Source organism: Hymenobacter cavernae, assembly GCF_014641455.1.
Classification (GTDB): Bacteria; Bacteroidota; Bacteroidia; order Cytophagales; family Hymenobacteraceae; genus Hymenobacter; species Hymenobacter cavernae.
The window spans coordinates 923,421-943,136 of record NZ_BMHT01000002.1; the positions used below are offsets into that span (position 1 = coordinate 923,421).

Consider the following 19,716-nt stretch of genomic DNA (forward strand, 5'->3'; position numbering starts at 1 on the left):
GCGGCAAGATAGCCCAGGGGTGCCTAATATTTCGTGTTCTCCGAAATTCAACGTGCAGCTAGCCAGACGACAACGAAGCTGTGGGTTATAACCTAGCTTTTGAATACACTCACTACCTCAATCTGACCGAAGATGTGCTGGTTGAACTCATTCAGCTCTTCAGCAGGAACCCAGAGTTCCTCGTGGTGCCGGTCGCCTACGTTTTGGATTGGGAACTGCGCGGCATAGTCGGCATCAATGGCGAAGCGCAACACGTAGCCTACGCCGTAGTAGGGCACGTTCCAATCCTGGGCTATCTGGGCAGCGTACTCCTCATTCAGCACCGGATAAAAGATCGGCTGCTCCGGTAGACGCGGCGGAAATGCCAGCCATCCGGAAGCCGCTATCAGGTCGAGTTCCTGCTGATTAACAGGTCGGTAGAGCAGGAGCGTTGCGGATTCGTGGCGCATGGGCAAACCTAGGTTTGTGAGTTCTTGGGCTAGGTTTAAAACTCGTGCAGGCGCTGAGCAATGTTCCAGCGCAGGGCCAGCGTGGCAAATACCTCGTTGGTTTTCACCCCGGTAGGCAGCGCCGAAGTCTGGTGACGCGCAATCAGCTTGGCGTCGAGCCACACGCTCTGACGCACTTGATACGTGGCCGTAAAATCGGTGTGGAGCAGCTTGGTTTTGTTGCCATCGCCCACACGGTAGCCATATTCGATGAGGTTGCCGTCGGCGTCAGTCGGGCGAATCGTGTAAGGGTAAAGCACGTTGCTGCCGTAGTTGCTGCCAATGTTCGGATAGCTAGGTACGGTAGGCAAATCCTGGCCCTGCACAGTGTAAATCGCCTTAGCCACCAAGTTTAGCCGAGGCAGCACCTGCGGCTGGTAGCTGATGATGCCGAGCAGCTCGTAGAGATTAGCGCCCATCGGGTGGGCGAGCGGCTGCTGGTAGTGCTGGTAGTTGCGGTACTGATCCTCGTGCTGGTAAGTATAAGGCCGGATGTAGTTGAACTCGCCCTGAATATCGAGGTTCGGTACGCCGGCTAAATCGATGAACTTGCCACCTAGCTGCACTGCCTGCTTGTTGGCCCACCATCCGTTGCGGGCGCGAATCTGGCTTAGTACAAACTCATCCAGCACCAATTGCCCATAGAGCTGCGCCCGGTGCTTGATGTTCCACTTGAAATCCAGACCTAGGATAGCGTTGTCCTGCGAGCCAAGCTGCTGTTCGATAGCACGGTAGAAAATAATCGGGTTCAAGTATTGTAGCTCAAAGCCACCTTTGCGGCGCGCAAATACCTCCGATTCAAACACGCCGATGTTGAAGTTCGGAGTGACATCGAGGCTGAGGTGGTGCAGGGCAAAGTACTTCTTCTGAAATAAGGTGTCCGGCGTGATATTGTTGGCTCCGTAATTACGACTGGCGGTCATTTCCGCGAACAGGTTCTGGTAGTTGAGCTTCCAAACCCGCGTATTCAGCTTCAAAAAGAAATACGGCGTGCTGTAATCCGACAGAATCAGGGAGCGGTAGCCGTTGCCGATGAAGTTGCGGTCGTGGCCGAGCTGCACGTTGATGTGCTTGGTAGCCGCGTAGGTAACGTAGCCCCGCGCCGAGAAGAAGTCGTATTGGCTGCCATTCTGCGTTTTGAAGTACTTCCAATAGCCTTCGTGCGGCACGATCTGGTCGCGCTGAATGCGGCGCTGCACGTAGCCCGGCACCGCCATCTGGTTATCAGCCAAAAACGTGTAGAAACCCAGGCGCTGATCGATGGTGCCTTCCACCTGAATACCACGCGTATTGGTGTAGCGCAGGCCGCCGATTTCGTTGTCTTTGCCGGCTTGCAGCAGCAGAACCGGATTCACGCGTAGCGTAAAGTCGGGGGTAGCAACGTGGAAAAGGTCGGACTGATTGCGGTAGAAGTGCTTCAGCAAAGGCCGCTGGCTTTGGTTCTGACCCAGGGCCGAATCCTGGGGCGTGTAGTTCCAGTTGTCGCGCAGCAGAAAACCCGCGTTGAAGCGGTCGGCTGCCGAGAGGCTAGCTTTGGTCGTGCTATCCTCCTGCATCATGCGCAGCGCCAGCCGCGCCACACTGACGCGCGAGTAAGGCCGCACCGACGTGTGCGGATCGTGCAGCGTATCAGGGCCATACTTAATAGCGTAGCGGTCAATCAGACGGTATACGTCTTGGTCGAGCGGGACGTAAGTGGCACCTTGGGTGGTTTTAGGAGCGGGTGCCGGCGCCGACTTTTTTGGAGCCGTCTTATCAAACACCAGCCAGGTAGGCCCATCAGGCGGAGTAGTTTGCGCGGCAGCACCCTCCGCTAATAGACCTAGAGCACCAAAGAGCAGTAAGAATTTCTTCATAAGTAGATAAAACGCAGCGCGCTGGGTGGTAGTACGGCACGGCCCTACAAACCTACGCAGTTGCGGCGGAGTGGTAGCGAGAATGTAGCGGACCGGGTGGTAAGAAACGGACGCTTATTTTAGGGGCAAATCATTACTAATGGTACTTGCTGCCGCTACATTACCGTGCCACTCCGCTACCTGCGCCACTCCGAAATAAACCTAGCTGCCTGGGATGCCTGCGTGGCTGCGGCGCAGCAAGCAGTGCCTTACGCTTATTCGTGGTGGCTAGCGGCTACTGCCGGCTACTGGGACGCCGTGGTAGAGCTGAGCACCGTTGACAATAGTTACCGCTCGGTGCTGCCGCTGCCGGTGAAATGGCGCCCTTGGGGCCGCCAAGTGTACCAGCCAGCCTTCACCCAACAGCTAGGTTTGCTGACGACTGCCGCCAGCCAGCACCGAGAACTGGCCGATTACCTAGGTCTGACTGCTAAGCGTTTTGCTAAATTCTACATCCAAAGCAACGTCAGCAACGCGCTTTTTGAGCCGCCGCCTGGTTTCTCATCAGCCGAGCGGCGCACGTACCTGCTGGACCTCAGCGCTGACTACACAACGTTATTGGCTGGTTACGCATCGGATTACCGGCGTCGGTTGCGGCGTAATCAACAGCAACCAGCGCCCTTAATGGCAATGACAACCGACGATGGAACGGCGCTTATTCAGCTGTTTCGCCTGCATAAAGGCGGGGAAGTCGCCAGCCTGAAAGGCCGGCACTACCAGCAGCTCGCTTCTTTGGTCACGGCTTTGCAGGCCCGGAACCTAGCTTTGCTGCTTGAAGTACGCGAGCCAGCTGCCAATAACTTACTGGCCGCAGCGTTGTTCGTAAAGCATCCACGTGGGTTGATCTATCTGTTTGCGGCCGCTTCGCCGGAAGGCAAACAGGCGGGCGCACCGCTGGTGTTGCTCGATGAGGTAATTCGCCGGCACGCCGGCACACCTAGGTTCATCCTCGATTTCGAAGGCGGCATGATACCGTCGATTGCTCGTTTTTTTGCCAACTTCGGGGCCAAGCCCGCCTCGTACGCGGCGCTTGCTAAAAACACCCGTCAACCCTGGTACTTGCTATGGAAACCATAACGCCGACTTCTACTCCCGCCTCTTCCATCCCGGATCGTGTACATGTGGTGTGCGCCGAACCTTCCGTCGCCAACCACTTCCTGGCGGAGCTACGCGACGTGGATGTGCAGCGCGATAGTCTGCGTTTCCGGCGCAACTTGCAGCGCCTCGGCGAAATCATTGCGTATCGGATCAGCTCGCAACTCAGCTACACCACCAAAACGGTACAAACGCCCCTAGGTCAGTCGGATGGCGAGCTGCTGCGCGATTTCCCGGTGCTAGCCACGGTGTTGCGCGCCGGCTTGCCGTTTCACCAGGGCTTCCTGAATTATTTTGATCAGTCGCCGAGCGCTTTTGCGGCGGCTTACCGCATTGAGGGCACAGCCCAAGTGCAGGTGCAACTCGATTATCTGACGGCGCCCAGTCTGGATGAGCGGGTACTGATTCTGGCTGACCCCATGCTAGCTTCGGGTAAGTCGTTAGTACAGACGTACCGGGCCATGGTGCGCTTTGGGCAACCTAGGCAGGTGCACATTGCCGCCGTCATTGCCAGTCCGGAAGGCGTAGCCTACATCACGCGGGAAATTCCGGAGGCTACGCTTTGGGTCGCCGCTATTGATGAAGGCCTTAACGATCAGGCCTATATCGTGCCGGGCCTAGGTGATGCCGGCGACCTGTCGTACGGCAGTAAGTTATAGTCAGACTTCCGGCGCCAGAAACAGGCGCGAACCTTGCAACCTGTTATCTTTAACTTCCGCATAAAGAACAAACGGTCTCTGGGCTTTTAAAAACACCTGTTTTCGTGATACCGTACGCAGTAAAATATTTTTCCGTTTTCCTGCTGAGCATGCTTAAGTTTTTAGGCGGCCCGGTAGCAGGCGTGGCGGCCGGGCTGACACCTAGCCTTACCTGGGGCCTCACGGTAGCCGGCATGATGACCAGTGTCATTGTGGTGTCGGGCTTAGGGCGAGCGTGGGCTCTGCACCAACGGCGGCGGCGGCAACTCCGCGGCAAGCCGGTATTCAGCAGGCGGAGCCGCGGCATCGTGCGCATCTTCCGGCGCTTCGGAATGCCGGGCATTGCCTTTCTGACGCCCATTCTGTTCAGCCCAATTGGCGGTACCGTAATAGCCACACAGCTGCACGTTCCGCGGATGCGCATCTTGCTGCACATGCTTTGGAGCGCCGTTTTTTGGGGCGCTACGCTCACATTGCTGGCTTTCCGGTTCAGTCACCTGCCGATCTTTCATCATTGAGCCACTAGCTTTTGCAAGAGGCTTTTGAGGATTTTTGCAAAAGCTAGCTGCGTGAAGTCAAACACAGCTGTAGAACAAAAAGCTGGGGCAATACCTACTTTTAGGTATTGCCCCAGCTTTTTGTTTGTCTTAGATTTATCGAAAATAAAGACCGATAAATTCTATTAATATATGAAAAAGGACTTGCTCATCAGCTTGCAATATCGCCGGGCCGCCCTGATCTGGCTAATCACGGCAAGCACTCCCGCTATAGCCTAGGTCAACCCTAGGTTTTGGCCACAAGATGCTAATACGCCAGGTTCACCCTAGGTTGGCGTAGCAACAATCTGTATAGATCAACTGCCACTGAGCCTGCTACTTGCGGCGTGAGCCGCGCAGCTTGGCTGCTGCTTTCGCAGCTGGCGACTGGCTTTTGCCGGGCGAAGGCCGCTTCTTTTTGCCTTTCTGGCTCCGGTTAGGTCCTTCCACGTAGGGCAGGCCTGTGCGCTTGTCAATATCCTTCTGAAGCGGTACTTTCTTTTCATGGAAAGCGCCCTGGAAATCAGGGTCTTGGCGCCGCCGACGCTCGTCCACTTCCCGATCCATGCCTTGCTGCTCGTCGAAGGTGGTCGGCATTATCTTTACTTCGGGCGGCAGCGGCAACTCCGGGATTTCCTGGTGAATCAGCTCCGCGATGCGCTCCATGTGGTACATCTCAGCATCGTTGGCAAACGTGATAGCCGCACCCGTGTGCGCCGCCCGACCCGTGCGCCCGATGCGGTGGACGTAGTCATCATACACGAGCGGCACGTCGAAGTTGATAACATGGCTCACCTGTGGCACATCGATGCCGCGGGCGGCTACGTCGGTAGCTACCAGGAAGCGCAGCTCACCGTTGCGGAACGCTTCCATGGCGTTGATGCGCACGTTCTGGCCCTTGTTGCCGTGAATGGCGCGGGCTTCGCCGACTACTTTCCGCGTCAGAAAGCTAGCTACGTTGTCGGCGTGCTCCTTGGTCCGGCAGAAAATCATGACGCGGTGAAACGTGTCCCAGTCCAGCAGCAGGTAGTCGAGCAGGTTGATTTTGGTGAGCAGATTGGGCACGCGGTACAGCGTCTGGCTCACTGTCTGGGCCGAAGTGGCCGACGGCGTCACTTCCACCCGCACCGGGAACTCCAGAAATTCTTCGCTCAGAGTTGCCACTTTATCCGGCATCGTCGCCGAAAACAGCACGTTCTGCCGCTTGCTCGGAATAACTTCCAAAATGCGCCGGATCTGGGGCATGAAGCCCATATCCATCATCTTGTCGGCCTCGTCGAGCACCAAGGTTTTCAGCTCCTTCAGCACTAGGTCGCCTTTCAGGTACAGCTCCAGCAAGCGGCCCGGCGTAGCAATCAGAATATCAACGCCTTTCGCAATCGTCTCGATCTGAGTTTTCGGACCTAGCCCGCCGTAGATGGCAAAGATGCGCAGGTCGGTGTAGATGGCAAGGCGCTTCAAATGCGTTTCGAGCTGCATTGCTAACTCGCGGGTAGGCGCCAAAATCAAGGCCCGCGGGTGAATGCCCTGCGCGTACTTCACTTTCATGAGGAGCGGCAAGCCAAAGGCCGCCGTTTTGCCGGTTCCCGTCTGCGCAATACCTAGCACATCGTGGCCAGCCAGCAGCAGCGGAATGGTCTGCTCCTGCACGGGAGTAGGGTGCTCAAAACCAGCTTCAGCTACCGCGTTCAGGAGTTGTTTGTTGAGCTTGAAATCGGCGAATGAAGTGGCAGTGGGGGATTCAGACATAAGGCAGTAACTTGAAAACGAGCCGCAAAGGTACGACGCGGAGCCGGAAGGTGGCCGCAATACGTTATGGCAGATGCTAAGCCGCGCCTCTGATAGCCAGACGGTATCACCTAGGTTCAGTGGTTACAAACCCAAACAAGCTAGGTCGCGTTCCGATGATGTTTGGCGGCTTTGATAAAAAAAGTGCCTTAACTCTTTGGAAAAACCCGCTAGGCTGCTACTTTTGTCGCTCTATTACCTACATGGTGGTCATAGCTCAGCTGGTTAGAGCATCGGATTGTGATTCCGAAGGTCGTGGGTTCGAACCCCATTGTCCACCCACTTCAGAAAACGAAAAGTCCCCGGAAATTTCTTTCCGGGGACTTTTTTTATGATTGTGCCGTTGTGCACAACAGCAATCTTTGCATGAATCACTTTTTACTTCTCTCCTTATGAGTCTGGTTGTTATTGGTACCGTTGCGTTCGATGCGCTGGAAACGCCTTTTGGCAAGACCGACAAGATCATCGGTGGTGCCGCCACTTATGCTAGCCTGTCGGCTTCGTATTCGGTAAAACCAGTGAAAATGGTGGCCGTTGTCGGCGACGATTTTCCGCAATCGGATATCCTTTTGCTGGAAGAGCACGGCGTCGATACGCAAGGCTTGCAGATCAAGCAAGGCGAGAAGTCGTTTTTCTGGTCCGGCAAATACTCTAACGACCTCAACTCGCGCGAAACGATCCAGACGGAGCTGAACGTGCTGGCCGACTTCGACCCCGTTCTGCCTGATTCGTACCAGGATTGCAAGTATCTGATGCTCGGCAACTTAACGCCGCAGATTCAGCGCCTTGTGATTCAACGCCTCGTGAATCGGCCCAAGCTGATTGTGATGGATACCATGAACTTCTGGATGGATGTGGCCTTGGAAGAGCTGCTGACGACCATTGAAATGGTCGATGTGCTCAGCATCAACGACGAAGAGGCCCGTCAGCTTTCGGGGGAGTACTCGTTGGTGAAAGCCGCCAAAAAGATCATGGGTCTAGGTCCCAAGTATTTGGTTATCAAGAAGGGCGAACATGGCGCGCTGCTTTTCTGTAAGAACAAGATGTTCTATGCCCCAGCGCTACCGCTGGAAGATGTATTCGACCCAACCGGTGCCGGCGACACGTTTGCAGGCGGCTTCATCGGCTACCTGGCTGCGACTGATGACATTAGCTTCGAAAACATGAAGCGCGCCGTAATTCATGGCTCCGCTATGGCTTCGTTCTGCGTCGAGAAGTTCGGGACGGAGCGTCTGCTGAACCTCACCAAAGAAGAGATTGAAGCGCGGGAAAACCTGTTTGCGGAACTCGTGAAAATATTGCCAACAGCAACAGTCGCTACGGTTTAGCTTACACCAAGAAGTGAGACGAAGCCTAGGATTTATTCGGGGCTTTTAGCAACTAAATGCGTTTAAGCTAGGTAAGAAGAGTAGTCTGTTTCTCACCTTAGCGCCGAACGTCATGGAAAAGCATAAGAGTAATTCGTCAAGCAAATCGAATCAGAAAGAGAGCACTGCCCAAGGTCCTGATGCGCTACAGCATGCCTCCGTCGACCCCGAGAGCCGTGGGAACGATGGCGCGAATGTGCAAAACTTGAATCAGAACGGTCTCAACGAAACGGGTAACCACACCAGGAATAATGCCCCTGGTGGCGGCGACAGCGAGCAGGAGCGGACCACGCAGGCCAACAAGCCTCGCCATAACCCGAATCCAAGTCAGCAGAATAATAAATAGCCGCTGTAAATCATTAGAAAAGCCCTTCTGCCTAGCGGTGGAAGGGCATTTTGCTTTTACATCTAGCTTAAAAGCTAGGGTATCACTTTCAACCGCACGATGCGTGTGTCGACGTCATCTTTGTCGTAGAAATCTTGCTGGAAGAGGATGGAGTGGTCGTCAAGCCAGCGCGGTTCCTGCACGCCCCATTCCGTTTCACGTTCCCAAAGCAGCTGCGGTACGCCATCCATCGCCCACACCTGTAAGCCGTTGGGTTCGTAGCGGGCCAGCACGTCGGAGTTGCCGCACACGAAATGGCGACCGTTGGGCGAAATGGCCGGCGGCCCCCAGATAGGCGTTCGGCGACCCGTGCGCTGGTCAATCAGCACGTAGTAGCCGCCTTCGTATAGGTGCACCGACAGCAGCCATTGCTTGATATTCGGTAGCGAAGCAATGAATTCGTAGGCAATGTTGCGGTCGTAGTCTTCCGCGGGGTTGTCCACCAGCTGTAAGGGCGCATGGGCAGTTGGGCGCAGCCACAGCGTATGGCCCACCCGACGGACGGTCGGCCCGGCGTTGCGCAGCCGGCTTCTTTCCTCCTTTTGCGGATCTAGGTCTAGCTCACCACCCTCTTCGTCTGACTGGGTGGTCCGCATCCATGCGGGGCTAGGTAGGGCATCATAAGCGCTTTGCGAAGCCGGATAAAGGGCCAGCACATGATTGCGGTGCACAGCCAGCGTATCCAAGTGGCTTAGCCGATAGATGTGCGGCGGCTTAGGAGGCGTTGGAAGTGCGACGGGCGGGCTAGGGTTCACGATAGGGCGTGGCCGTTCAGCCAGCGGCATCCGGAAGGTACACGCCGCCAGGGTTGTTGGCAAAGCCACCGCCAGTAACAAACGAAGCCGAAGCATTAGAAACGCCAACTAACTATTAATAAAAACTAGAACGCCTGCTTGAGCCACTGTTGAAAGCTAGCTTGTTGCTCGGGAGAGGCGTCTGGGAGTTTCTCTACCGTTATTTTTTGCCAAAAACGCTGCTCAGCCTTAGCCACCAGCGTCACAGCTACTAACCGATTCTGGCGGAAGACACTCAGCTCATACTGCTCAGCGCCAGCCGAAAGCAGTGTCTGAAGGTTCATCACCACACGGCGCCCGTTCACGGCAATAATCTCGTCGTCGATAGTTAACGCTGCCGCTGCCGGCGAGTCGGGTGCAATAGCCGCTACCTCCGTCCGCTCACTCTTCACCGTAGCGCGGAAACCGAAAATGCCTTCTGAAGCCGACGCATTTTCCCGGATTGCTAGCCGACAACCCACAAAACCTAGGATTTTGTTCAGCGGCTCTTCCAGCGACGCCGTGCCGTACACAAACTGGTCGAAGTAGCGCTGCATTGGTTGGCCCGCCACCTCCGACACAATGCGCATGTAGTCTTGCTCGGTGTAGCCCACGCCCGCTTGCCCAAACTCCTGCCACAGCCGGCGCATCACATCATCGAGGCTGCGCTGGTGGTGGGAGAGGCGCCGGATAGTCAGATCGAGCAGCAAAGCGACCAGCGCGCCCTTGTGGTACACCGATACTTTCCGGTCGGGCACGCCGGCTTTGTAACCATCCAGCCACAGATCCATGGAGGCATCCGCCAGCGAAAGATTGAAGCGGCCGTAGTCGTCGTAATGCTTACGCAACACGGTGTTCAGCTCCTCAAAGTATTGAGTTGCCGTCCGCACGCCGCTGCGGGCCAGCAGGTACTCACCATAATAGGTTGTGACGCCCTCGGCGATGTAGCAGGTGCGGAAGTAGTTTTCCCGCGTGTAGTCGTAGGGCAGCATTTCAGCGGGCCGGATGCTCTTAATGTTCCAGGTATGAAACAGCTCGTGGCAGCTCACCCCCAGAAACTCTTTGTACAAGCCATCCGTCATCAGCAGTTCGGCCGGACCTAGGGTAATCACGGTGGAGTTGGTATGCTCCACGCCGTGATAATGTTTGTAGGGCAGAATCTGGTTGAGAAAATGATAATCTGCTACCGGAAAACCGCCAAACAAAGCGAGCTGCTCGGCCGTGAAAGCCGTGAAGTCACGCACAATCCGGCTCCAATCGGGTGCGCATTCGCCTTGCATCCAGATGTAAAAAGGAATGCCTTCTACTTGATATTCGCGGTGCTGAAGCGTAGAACTGGCGATAAGGGGGCATTCTACCAGCTCATCAAAGTTCTTGGCCTGCAACGTATTAGGGCCGCTTTGGGGCATGCCGCACGCAATCTGCCAGCCGTCCGGCAAAGCTAGGGTAAGCTGACAGGCTTCTTCCCGGCGTCCTTCGATGTACATAAAGCATTGGACACCATTCAAGTAGAGCTGCGATTCGTCCAGCCACGAGCCGCCCGCATCCATCTGGTGTGCATAAAAATTATAGCTCACCTGCACCGTACGGCCCGCTGCACCGGCCACTTGCCAACGGTCTTTGGTGGTTTTTTGAAAAGCTAGGTTTTCGCCCGAAGCTGCATCCTGCACCGTTACGTGCTGTACTTTCTGCGCGAAGTTCTGCAACTCATATCGACCAGGACGCCAGGCAGGCAGCTGTAGTTCCAAGGATTCCGACGCCGTAGTCGGAACCTCAAAGGTCATCTGCACCTGCACGTAGAAAGTAAGCGGATTGGCAAAAGAAACGTAATAGTGGATCATAGAGGGCCGAAAGCGGGAGCACAAACGAGAAGGTAAAGCTAGGGCATCCAAGCAAAAGGTGGCCCAACAATAAAGACTGTTTCTTCTACGTAAATTCGCCGTTTCCAGCTTACCAGTTGGCAGTCAATTATCTAGTAAAAGCAGTAACCCAAAACAAAACCTAGGTCAGGCTTTGGCATTTACAACTCAACCCCTTACCTTTGCCGGCCATCCCCGAATAGCATTATACGACGACGATGAAAAGAACATTTCAACCCTCGCAGCGCAAGCGCCGCAACAAGCACGGCTTCCGCTCACGCATGGAAACCGTTAACGGCCGTAGCGTGATAGCTCGTCGCCGCGCCAAGGGCCGCAAGCGCCTGACCGTATCCGACGAAGGCCGTCATAAGCGCTAAACCGCTGACGATTTCCGCCGTGTCGCCCCAGTCTGCTCTGCCGCCGGGTGCGCGTTCCTACTCCTTTGCGAAAGAAGAACATTTGTGCCGCAAAAAGCTTATCCAAGAGCTTTTCGGCCAGGGTTCTTCTTTTGGTTTATACCCCCTGCGATTTATCTGGCGGCTGGCTGATGCACCTAATTCAACGCCGCCGCAAGTATTAGTTAGCGTATCCAAGCGCAACTTCAAGCGCGCCGTCGACCGCAACCGGCTCAAGCGGCTGGTGCGCGAAGCGTATCGTCTCAATAAGCATCGGCTTACGGAAGCCCCCGACGGGCACTCCGTTGCTTTACTGGGACTTATTTATACCGGCAAGGAAAAAAAGCCTTTCGCGCTGGTCGAAAAAAAGTTAATTTCAGGGCTGGAGCGTTTGCTGAGCGAAACACGTCCTGCATCGGCGGTGGCGGAGGTTTCGTAGGTTGCGTGTTATCTGCTTCCCGCCTTCTCTATGCGTAAAAAAATCGTTGCGAGCCTCGTTCTTGGCGGCGTGCTGCTCGTATCCTTCCGGTCCGCCGACAACGAGCGGTACTTCGAAATTGCCAAAAACCTCGACATCTTCGCCACCCTGTTCAAGGAGGTAAACACCTACTACGTGGACGAAATTACGCCCGCGAAGATGGTGAAAACGGGCATCGACGCCATGCTCAAGTCGCTCGATCCGTATACCAACTACATTCCGGAAGACGACATTGAAGACTTTCGCACCATGACGACCGGCCAGTACGGCGGTATTGGGGCCCAAGTCATCAAGCGGAGCGGCCGCACCATTGTGCAGTCGGCTTACGAGGGCTACCCGGCACAAAAAGCGGGCTTGCTGCCCGGCGACGAGCTGCTAACCATCAACGGCATTAGCACGGAGAAGAAAAGTAACTCCGATATCAGCAAGCTGTTGAAAGGACAAGCTAACTCCGTTGTAAAGCTCGAAGTGACGCGCTATGGGCAGGATAAGCCCATCGAAATCAATATCACCCGCGACAAGATTCAGGTGGATAACGTGCCGTATTACGGCATGCTAGCTTCTGATATCGGCTACTTCCAGCTTTCCTCCTTCACCGTAGATGCCGGCAAGGAAGTGCGCATGGCGGTGATGAAGCTGAAAGAGCAGGGCGCGAAGAAAATCGTGTTCGATATCCGCGACAACCCCGGCGGCCTGCTCAATGAGGCAGTGAATATCTCCAACGTCTTCGTTGACAAGGGGTTGGATATTGTAAGCACGAAGGGCAAAGTGACCGAGTGGAACAAGACCTACAAAGCCCTCGACACGCCGCTCGATACCCATATTCCGGTCGTTATTATTACGAGCAACCGTTCGGCCTCCGCTTCTGAGATTGTATCGGGCGTGTTGCAGGACTACGACCGCGCCGTGGTGGTAGGAGAGAGGACCTTTGGCAAAGGATTGGTGCAAGCCACTCGGCCGCTGAGCTACAACTCGCAGCTGAAGGTGACGACCGCCAAATACTACATTCCGAGCGGGCGCTGCATTCAGGAAATCGACTATGCGCACCGCGCCGATGATGGTACCTTGGGTAAGGTGCCTGATTCTCTGCGCACTGCTTTCAAAACGGCCAGCGGCCGCTCGGTATATGATGGTGGCGGCGTGGCACCGGATGTGGCCGTGCAGGAGCGCGAAATTGCGGATATCACCCGCGTACTGCTCCAAAAGAACTATATCTTCGATTACGCCACGCGCTACCGTTCCGAGCACGCGACCATTCCGGCGGCGCGCGAGTTCAAAGTATCGGATGCGGAGTATCAGAAGTTCACGCAGTTCTTGGCTGCCAAAGACATCAACTACTCCACCGACGCGGAAAAGTCGTTGGCCGACCTCACCAAGAAAGTGAAGGACGAGAAGCACTACGACGACGTGAAAACGGAGCTGGAAGCAATCCGCCGCAAAGTTTCGACCAACAAAAGCAACGACCTGACCCGCTTCAAACCCGAAATTCGGGAGCTGCTGGAGCAGGAAATTGTGTCGCGCTACTACTTCCAGAAGGGCCAGATCGAAGCTAGCTTCGATGACGACCCCAATGTGCTCACTGCCATGCAGGTGCTGAATGATGCACCTAGGTATGCGGCGCTGCTGAAACCCGGCACGCCCGAAGCCAAAACACGGCCCGAGGCCAAGCGGAGCACGGCAGGAGGGAAGTAAGCATATAGAACTTGTGAGATAAAGAAAGCAGCCTCATATTGGGGCTGCTTTTTTAATGTAAGGTTCAATGAAGATTAAACCAGTTATAGATGCTATAGATGGACTTGGCTGTCAGTTTAGATTAAAACTTTCAGCTGATTTAGAGCCCGAGTCTTGGGGCCAAATGTTAATTAGTCCTGTGGATAACTATGTCGAAATTAATGGTCCTTGGCCGTTGCGAGAAGTAGAATGGATAGAGGTTAACCCTATTGTTAAAAAACATATAGGCCGGTTGGTAAAACCGCAGGTAATAGATTATACAAGTAGAATTGCTACACGTCTAAATGAACAATGCGTCAGTTTTTCTATTGAAGATGGAATGATTAGAGTTCCAATTTCGGCTAGTTGAAATAGAGCAGCATACCTTTGTGTCATGTCCACGCTCATCCTTTCCCTCGAAACGTCCTCGTCTATTTGCTCCGTAGCGCTGCACCAAAATGGAGCGCTGCTAGGTCAATCGGAGCTGCGGCTGGAGAAGTCGCATTCGTCGCACCTGAGCTTGCTGATTGAGCAGCTGTTAGAGAACACCGGCCACACGATGCATGACCTAGGTGCCGTGGCCATATCCGACGGACCAGGTTCGTACACAGGTTTGCGCATTGGCGCGGCAGCGGCAAAAGGGTTGTGCTACGCCCTGAATATTCCTTTGCTGGCCATCAGTACGTTGCAGGCGCTGGCGCATCAGGTTACCGCTCACACGAGCCGACCGGAAAACTTCCTGTATTGCCCGATGCTCGATGCGCGGCGCATGGAAGTGTACGCGGCTCTGTACACGCATGAGGGGCAGCAGGTGCTAGCTCCTACGCCACTCGTGTTGGAGGCCGATACCTTGGCCGAACAAATGACCCACCATCAGTTGTTATTCTTTGGAAGTGGGGCAGCTAAGTTTCAGGCGCTCGTGGCGGAACACCCTAATGCCGGCTTTCTGACAAACATCCAGCCGTCGGCAGTGGCTATTGGGGAGCTTGCCCATGAAGCCTATCAGCGCCAGGAGTTTCACGATGTTGCGTACTACGAGCCGTTCTATTTAAAGGAAGTTTACACGACTACACCAAAGAATAAAGCTTAGAGTTCAGAACCTAGAGCTGAGAACCTAGCTAAGTTCTAACTTCTAAACGCTAAGCCTAAGCTCTCATAGAAATCATGGAAGAAATCATCAACCGCGTTGCGCAAAGCGCCTTGACCACGCTGAACCTGGAGGAGCTACTACACCCCGGTGAGCGGGTTATGTATGACATCAAGGATAATCTGTTTCAAGGGTTGATCCTGCGGGAGAAAGACTTCCGCGAATTCGTCAAAACGCACGACTGGACGCAGTACGACGGAAAAAACGTAGCCATCATTTGCTCCGTCGATGCCATCGTGCCGACCTGGGCGTATATGCTGCTCGCCACGAAGCTGCAAAATCATGCGCATCGTTACGTATTCGGTAATTTGGAAGCCTTGGAGCAGGAGCTATTTCAGGAAGCCATTGCCGCCATCGACGCCGAGTTGTACCGCGACGCCAAAGTGGTAGTGAAAGGCTGCGGCAATGTGCCCGTGCCGACGTACGCCTACGTGGCCATCATGCAGAAGCTACTACCCGTAGCCACCAGCATCATGTATGGCGAGCCGTGCAGCACAGTACCGCTCTACAAGCGTCCGAAAGCCTAGAAACAGGTGGGGTGATTTAAGTGTCATTCCGAGCAAAGCGAAGAATCTGAGCGCAAGTACCTAGCTCAGATTCTTCGCTTTGCTCGGAATGACACTTTCGTTTTTAGGCCACTGTGCGCAAGAACTGACGCAAGTTGCGCATATTTAAAACCTAGCTTATCCCGATGGCGCAGCCTTCCAAACCCATCTATAAAATTGGTTTATACACCGGCATTGCCATTGTGGTGGCCAATATGGTCGGGACGGGGGTTTTTACGAGCCTAGGTTTTCAGGTGCTGGGTATCCAAAGCGGCTTCGCGCTGCTGATGCTGTGGGTGGTTGGGGGGCTGATTGCCTTGTGTGGCGCGTTAAGCTATGGTGAACTGGCGGCGGCGTTGCCACGTTCGGGCGGCGAGTATCATTACCTGTCTTACATCTATCACCCCGTCGTTGGGTTTTTGTCTGGTTGGGTATCAGCCACGGTGGGTTTTGCCGCGCCTACAGCGTTGGCAGCCATTGCCCTAGGTAAATACGCGGCTAGCGTATGGCCTAGCCTCAATGCGCAAGTACTCTCCGTACTGGTGGTGCTGACGCTCACGATCATCCACGCCACGAGCAGCCAAGCCGGTAGCCGCTTTCAGGTGGTCGTTACGCTCATAAAAGTGCTGCTGCTCGTTCTGTTCATTGGCGCCGGCCTGCTGACTGCCACGCCACAGCCCCTGTCATTCGTGCCGCAAACGGCTGATTGGCACCAGGTAATAAGCCCGGCGTTTGCCGTTTCGCTCGTGTATGTGTCATACGCCTATTCCGGTTGGAATGCGGCGGTTTATGTGGCCGGAGAAGTCGAGCAGCCCCAACGCAATTTGCCGCGCATTTTATTCATCGGCACGGCGCTGGTGCTCCTCTTATACGTGGGACTCAATTTCGTTTTTCTCTATTCTACACCGTTAGCAAAGCTAGGTGGTCAGGTGGAAGTAGGATACCTGGCTGCTAACCAGATCTTTGGTTCGGCCATCGGGCGTCTGATGGGCGCCGTAATTGCGGTCCTGCTGATTTCGACGGTAAGCTCTATGATCTTTGCCGGCCCTCGTATTGTGCAGGTGATGGGCGAAGATCTGCCGGTGCTGCGCAGTCTGGCGGTGGTAAGCAAGCGCGGTATTCCAGTACGAGCCATGATCATGCAATCGGCGCTCACGCTGCTCTTCACCATTCGCTCCACCTTCGAGCACGTTCTGCTCTACGCTGGGTTTGTACTTAGCTTGTTCACGTTTCTGACCGTGCTAGGTTTGTTCGTGCTTCGTTGGCGCGAGCCCGAGCTGCCACGGCCTTATCGCGCCTGGGCGTATCCCCTGACGCCACTACTTTTCCTCGGTCTGAGCGGCTGGACGCTCATTTTTATCCTGCGAGACAAGCCAATGGAGTCGCTTTATGGCTTATTAACTGTGCTGATCGGAGCTGGGGCGTATGGCGTTAGTAGAAGAATGTCAGCCGTTTAGGGCGTGCAGAGCCATTGAGGCAAACCGCCTGCCATGCGTAGCCACAGCCGTAGAAAGTATCTTGCGGCCTGATTCGACTACTAACTCCTTATGTATCCCGCGATTTTTGCGAAGAATATGCGCGTTCCTGCTGCTTGGTTCTTTCCGCTCCTTCTCCTGGCTTTGTGTGGCGCCTGCTCTGAGCACAATGCTTCTTCTCCGCAGTCATCGGTTGTAATCAGCCGTCCGGCCCACCAGCAACCCGACTCCGCTGCCGCGCCTTCTTCCAAACCTAGGGTCGTGCCTGAGCCTACCGCGGAACAAGATGTAGCTACGTTTCTGGCCGGAATGCCCGTTCGCACGCAGAGTGATTTGCACCAACTTACCACGCAGCCCGAATGGCAGGCTTTTGCGACTGATGCGGATAAAAGCTGGGACAATTACCATCAGACCCGAACCACTAAAATCCAGCAGTGGGCCGCAACAGAGCTAGATTCTGTTCGGCGCACCAGCTCTACGGTTTTTTATCCGTTCAGCGGCCCGGATTTGTTGAATGTCGTGACGTTGTTTCCTGCCAGCCAGACCTATGTGCTGGTCGGCTTGGAACCTGTTGGGACGGTGCCGCAGCGCAGCACGCTTGAGAACCCGGCGTTGTTTCCGGCTGTCAAAGCTTCGCTATGGTCGATTCTAAACTTCAGCTTTTTCCGCACCAACGACATGGCCGTGGATTTAAAGTCAGTTGAGCTCGACGGTGCCCTGCCGCTTCTGATGCTTTTTGCTGCCCGCACCGATCAGCAAATAACGGCGGTAAATTACGTGCAGCTCGATGCCGCCGGACAGCTCACGCCTGTCGATACAGCCGTGATCCGCAAGCCCGATCCGCGAGTTATTCCGGGCGTTGAGCTTAAGCTCGCCGACAAAAACGGTCAGGGAAAAACCGTCTACTACTTCTCCGCCGATCTCAGCGACTGGAAGCTAGGTATCACCAAAGAAGCTGTGTTGCGCTACGTCCGCACCCTAGGTCCGCTGACTACCTACGTGAAATCAGCCACTTACCTCATGCACAAGGTCTATTTCTCTAAGGTTCGCCACCTGATTCTAGAGAACAGCCGCTACGTTCTGCAAGATGATTCTGGCATTGCCTTAAAGTACTTTCGCCCTGATAAGTGGCGTTTTACGTACTATGGCACGTACCGCAGGCCGATCAATCTTTTCGCTAAGTACTATCAACCGGTACTCACCGAGGCGTATCAGGACTCAGTACACAAACCGCAGCCCTTACCTTTTGGCACTGGTTATAATTGGCGCCAGAACAATTCCAATTTGCATTTGGCGCGCCGTCGTACTGCCCCTGCAAGCTAGCTCCTGCTCTTTGTGCTATAGAATAGATAAGGTTAGATGAAGCAACGCCTAACGAGCTTTCCGCATTTACTATTTGGGCTATTGATGCTTGCAGACCTCAGTGAGTTAGATTTCAGTAAGTTAGGTTGCGTTTCTTCGACCCCATTACCAAGAGCTAACACCGCTGCTCGTACTACCCCTTTGCTGGATAGCCTGCTCTACTCCGATGCTCAACTAGCGGCTGTTGCCAAGCGCGCTGCTACTTATGAGCTGCAAATCATCTACACGCAAATTGACCGCGACGAGAAAAATCAGCCTCATTTCACCCAACACAACTTTCGTCTTAACCCCCGTCAGTACTTCGATCCTGCCAGCCTAGTCAAGCTACCAACTGCGGTGCTGGCGCTAGAAAAGCTAAACAGCTTGCGCAGCCTAGGTGTCACTCGTAATAGCCCGATGGTCACCGGTATCGCCTATCGTTGTCAAACGGCTGTCCCTTATGTTGCCACCGCTGATTCTGATTATCAACACAGTGTAGGCAATTATATAAAGCGTATGTTGCTTGCGAGCGACAACAACGCTTACAATCGACTCTATGAATTCGTAGGTCAGCGCCCACTCAACGAACACCTCTGGAACCTAGGTTACTCGCAGATTCGTATCGTCCGCCGCTTTGCTCCCTGCGATACGGCTGCTAACCGATGTACTAATCCAATCTCCTTTTATGATGCTAATAGTCGGGTCCTTTACAAACAACCAGCCGCTATTAACTCTAGAAGTTTTAGCTCTCCCCTAGGGCACGTTACAAAAGGTAAAGCCTATAAAGCAGGTGGGAAGCTGATTCACCAACCTTACGATTTCACGACTGCCAATTACTTGCCACTGCAGGATATCACCGACATACTCAAAACTGTGATGTTCCCATTTGCTGTGCCTAAAGCTAGTCGATTCAACTTACCCGCTACAGACTACCAATTTCTACGATACTATTTACACAGTACACCGCATGGTTCTGGCTTCAAGCCCTATAGTACAGGTTCCTATTTCGATACCTATAAGAAGTACCTATACTATGGTCGTAACGCACAAATTGCTACTCGGCCTGAACTACGTATCTATAACATAGTGGGCATGTCGCACGGCTACTTGGCTGATATAGCTTATTTCGCTGATTCTACTCATCACACCGAGTTCCTGCTCAGCTGTGCGTTATATGTTAATCAAGACGGAGTAATCAATGATGGCGTCTACGAGTATACAACTGTTGGCTTGCCTTTTTTGCGCCGTCTAGGGCAAGTGATTTATCAATATGACATCAAGCGGCTAAGACGCTACCAACCTAACTTACGAGAAATATTTTTTGAAGAGAATTTTATCCGCAAAAAGTGAGTACTTACTAGGTTAAATATCAGTATCTTGTAAAAGATGCTCGTAAAACTAGATCTAAGGAAAAGGGAGATCAGACGAAAATAACTGACTAAGGTTTGGAAACTCTAACTTGAGCGTGCATCTTTGCACTCCCAAACCGAAACGCGGTGAGGGAACAGGCAAGGGTATTGGCTGCTACTGGCACCTAGACTCTCAAAAAAAGTTTTCTGTGTACTTGACACGAGGCAAAAGCCGGTAGTATCTTTGCAGCCCCCTTCGAGTGGAAGGGGGGTAGAAGACGAAGGAGAAAAAAAAGTTTTACTGCTTGGTTGTTTTTCTAACTAAGTTTTGTACCTTTGCACTCCCAAAACGAACCAAGGCTTCAAACGGAAGCAAAAAAGGAGGGAGTAGC

At 54.0% G+C, this 19,716-nt stretch carries 19 protein-coding genes and 1 tRNA gene; 15 read left to right on the top strand and 5 right to left on the bottom strand.

What is annotated here, in order from left to right:
* Nucleotides 1-92: 92 nt before the first annotated feature.
* Both IEX74_RS08155 and IEX74_RS08160 read right to left on the bottom strand, forming a co-directional pair.
* Nucleotides 93-449: an ADP-ribosylation/crystallin J1 gene (locus IEX74_RS08155; RefSeq protein WP_188812933.1), complete on the bottom strand. Its 357-nt coding sequence runs from the start codon at nucleotides 447-449 to the stop codon at nucleotides 93-95.
* Between the two features lie 35 nt (nucleotides 450-484).
* Complete coding sequence (locus tag IEX74_RS08160) at nucleotides 485-2,344, bottom strand: hypothetical protein (protein ID WP_188812935.1); 1,860 nt, start codon at nucleotides 2,342-2,344, stop codon at nucleotides 485-487.
* Between the two features lie 165 nt (nucleotides 2,345-2,509).
* Between IEX74_RS08160 and IEX74_RS08165 the strand changes: the two genes are divergently transcribed.
* The 3 genes from IEX74_RS08165 (at nucleotide 2,510) to IEX74_RS08175 (ending at nucleotide 4,694) form a co-directional block, all read left to right on the top strand.
* Nucleotides 2,510-3,460 carry a GNAT family N-acetyltransferase gene (locus tag IEX74_RS08165; RefSeq protein ID WP_188812937.1) on the top strand — a complete coding sequence of 317 codons (951 nt, stop codon included), beginning with the start codon at nucleotides 2,510-2,512 and terminating at the stop codon, nucleotides 3,458-3,460.
* Complete coding sequence (gene upp, locus IEX74_RS08170) at nucleotides 3,448-4,137, top strand: uracil phosphoribosyltransferase (RefSeq protein WP_188812939.1); 690 nt, start codon at nucleotides 3,448-3,450, stop codon at nucleotides 4,135-4,137. Before IEX74_RS08165 ends, upp begins: the two co-directional genes overlap by 13 nt.
* A 149-nt stretch (nucleotides 4,138-4,286) precedes the next feature.
* Entirely contained in the window at nucleotides 4,287-4,694 is a 408-nt protein-coding gene (locus IEX74_RS08175; RefSeq protein WP_229755153.1) for a hypothetical protein, read from the top strand.
* A 354-nt stretch (nucleotides 4,695-5,048) separates the two neighbouring features.
* Here IEX74_RS08175 and IEX74_RS08180 read toward each other — a convergent pair whose 3' ends face one another.
* On the bottom strand, nucleotides 5,049-6,461 hold the full coding sequence (locus IEX74_RS08180; protein ID WP_188812941.1) for a DEAD/DEAH box helicase: 1,413 nt from the start codon (nucleotides 6,459-6,461) through the stop codon (nucleotides 5,049-5,051).
* A 245-nt stretch (nucleotides 6,462-6,706) separates the two neighbouring features.
* Here IEX74_RS08180 and IEX74_RS08185 point away from each other — a divergent pair.
* The 3 genes from IEX74_RS08185 to IEX74_RS08195 all read left to right on the top strand — a co-directional run bounded on the left by IEX74_RS08185 (nucleotide 6,707) and on the right by IEX74_RS08195 (nucleotide 8,213).
* A tRNA-His gene (locus IEX74_RS08185) sits at nucleotides 6,707-6,780 on the top strand.
* 112 nt (nucleotides 6,781-6,892) lie between these two features.
* The gene (locus IEX74_RS08190) at nucleotides 6,893-7,828 is read left to right on the top strand and encodes a PfkB family carbohydrate kinase (protein WP_188812943.1); all 936 of its coding nucleotides are present in this window, start codon (nucleotides 6,893-6,895) and stop codon (nucleotides 7,826-7,828) included.
* 112 nt (nucleotides 7,829-7,940) lie between these two features.
* Nucleotides 7,941-8,213, top strand: a complete 273-nt coding sequence (locus IEX74_RS08195; RefSeq protein ID WP_188812945.1) for a hypothetical protein — start codon at nucleotides 7,941-7,943, stop codon at nucleotides 8,211-8,213.
* A gap of 74 nt (nucleotides 8,214-8,287) precedes the next feature.
* Here IEX74_RS08195 and IEX74_RS08200 read toward each other — a convergent pair whose 3' ends face one another.
* Together IEX74_RS08200 and IEX74_RS08205 are read right to left on the bottom strand one after the other, a co-directional pair.
* The gene (locus tag IEX74_RS08200) at nucleotides 8,288-9,103 is read right to left on the bottom strand and encodes a hypothetical protein (RefSeq protein ID WP_188812947.1); all 816 of its coding nucleotides are present in this window, start codon (nucleotides 9,101-9,103) and stop codon (nucleotides 8,288-8,290) included.
* Nucleotides 9,104-9,132: 29 nt separating this feature from the next.
* Nucleotides 9,133-10,866: a M61 family metallopeptidase gene (locus tag IEX74_RS08205; RefSeq protein ID WP_188812949.1), complete on the bottom strand. Its 1,734-nt coding sequence runs from the start codon at nucleotides 10,864-10,866 to the stop codon at nucleotides 9,133-9,135.
* Nucleotides 10,867-11,102: 236 nt separating this feature from the next.
* On the opposite strand from IEX74_RS08205, the gene rpmH reads away from it, so the two are divergent.
* The 9 genes from rpmH (at nucleotide 11,103) to IEX74_RS08250 (ending at nucleotide 19,325) form a co-directional block, all read left to right on the top strand.
* Nucleotides 11,103-11,261 (top strand): 50S ribosomal protein L34, encoded by a 159-nt coding sequence (gene rpmH, locus IEX74_RS08210; RefSeq protein WP_044000868.1) that lies wholly within the window; start codon nucleotides 11,103-11,105, stop codon nucleotides 11,259-11,261.
* Between the two features lie 19 nt (nucleotides 11,262-11,280).
* The gene (rnpA, locus tag IEX74_RS08215) at nucleotides 11,281-11,718 is read left to right on the top strand and encodes a ribonuclease P protein component (protein WP_229755154.1); all 438 of its coding nucleotides are present in this window, start codon (nucleotides 11,281-11,283) and stop codon (nucleotides 11,716-11,718) included.
* Between the two features lie 30 nt (nucleotides 11,719-11,748).
* Nucleotides 11,749-13,449 (top strand): S41 family peptidase, encoded by a 1,701-nt coding sequence (locus tag IEX74_RS08220; protein WP_188812951.1) that lies wholly within the window; start codon nucleotides 11,749-11,751, stop codon nucleotides 13,447-13,449.
* A gap of 67 nt (nucleotides 13,450-13,516) precedes the next feature.
* Nucleotides 13,517-13,837: a DUF6678 family protein gene (locus tag IEX74_RS08225; protein ID WP_188812953.1), complete on the top strand. Its 321-nt coding sequence runs from the start codon at nucleotides 13,517-13,519 to the stop codon at nucleotides 13,835-13,837.
* A gap of 24 nt (nucleotides 13,838-13,861) precedes the next feature.
* Entirely contained in the window at nucleotides 13,862-14,557 is a 696-nt protein-coding gene (gene tsaB, locus IEX74_RS08230; protein WP_188812955.1) for a tRNA (adenosine(37)-N6)-threonylcarbamoyltransferase complex dimerization subunit type 1 TsaB, read from the top strand.
* 74 nt (nucleotides 14,558-14,631) lie between these two features.
* Nucleotides 14,632-15,141 carry a DUF2480 family protein gene (locus IEX74_RS08235; protein ID WP_188812957.1) on the top strand — a complete coding sequence of 170 codons (510 nt, stop codon included), beginning with the start codon at nucleotides 14,632-14,634 and terminating at the stop codon, nucleotides 15,139-15,141.
* A gap of 164 nt (nucleotides 15,142-15,305) precedes the next feature.
* Nucleotides 15,306-16,616 carry an APC family permease gene (locus IEX74_RS08240; RefSeq protein ID WP_188812958.1) on the top strand — a complete coding sequence of 437 codons (1,311 nt, stop codon included), beginning with the start codon at nucleotides 15,306-15,308 and terminating at the stop codon, nucleotides 16,614-16,616.
* 90 nt (nucleotides 16,617-16,706) lie between these two features.
* Nucleotides 16,707-17,957: a hypothetical protein gene (locus tag IEX74_RS08245; protein WP_188812960.1), complete on the top strand. Its 1,251-nt coding sequence runs from the start codon at nucleotides 16,707-16,709 to the stop codon at nucleotides 17,955-17,957.
* 36 nt (nucleotides 17,958-17,993) lie between these two features.
* Nucleotides 17,994-19,325 (top strand): serine hydrolase, encoded by a 1,332-nt coding sequence (locus IEX74_RS08250; RefSeq protein WP_188812962.1) that lies wholly within the window; start codon nucleotides 17,994-17,996, stop codon nucleotides 19,323-19,325.
* Nucleotides 19,326-19,716 lie beyond the last annotated feature (391 nt).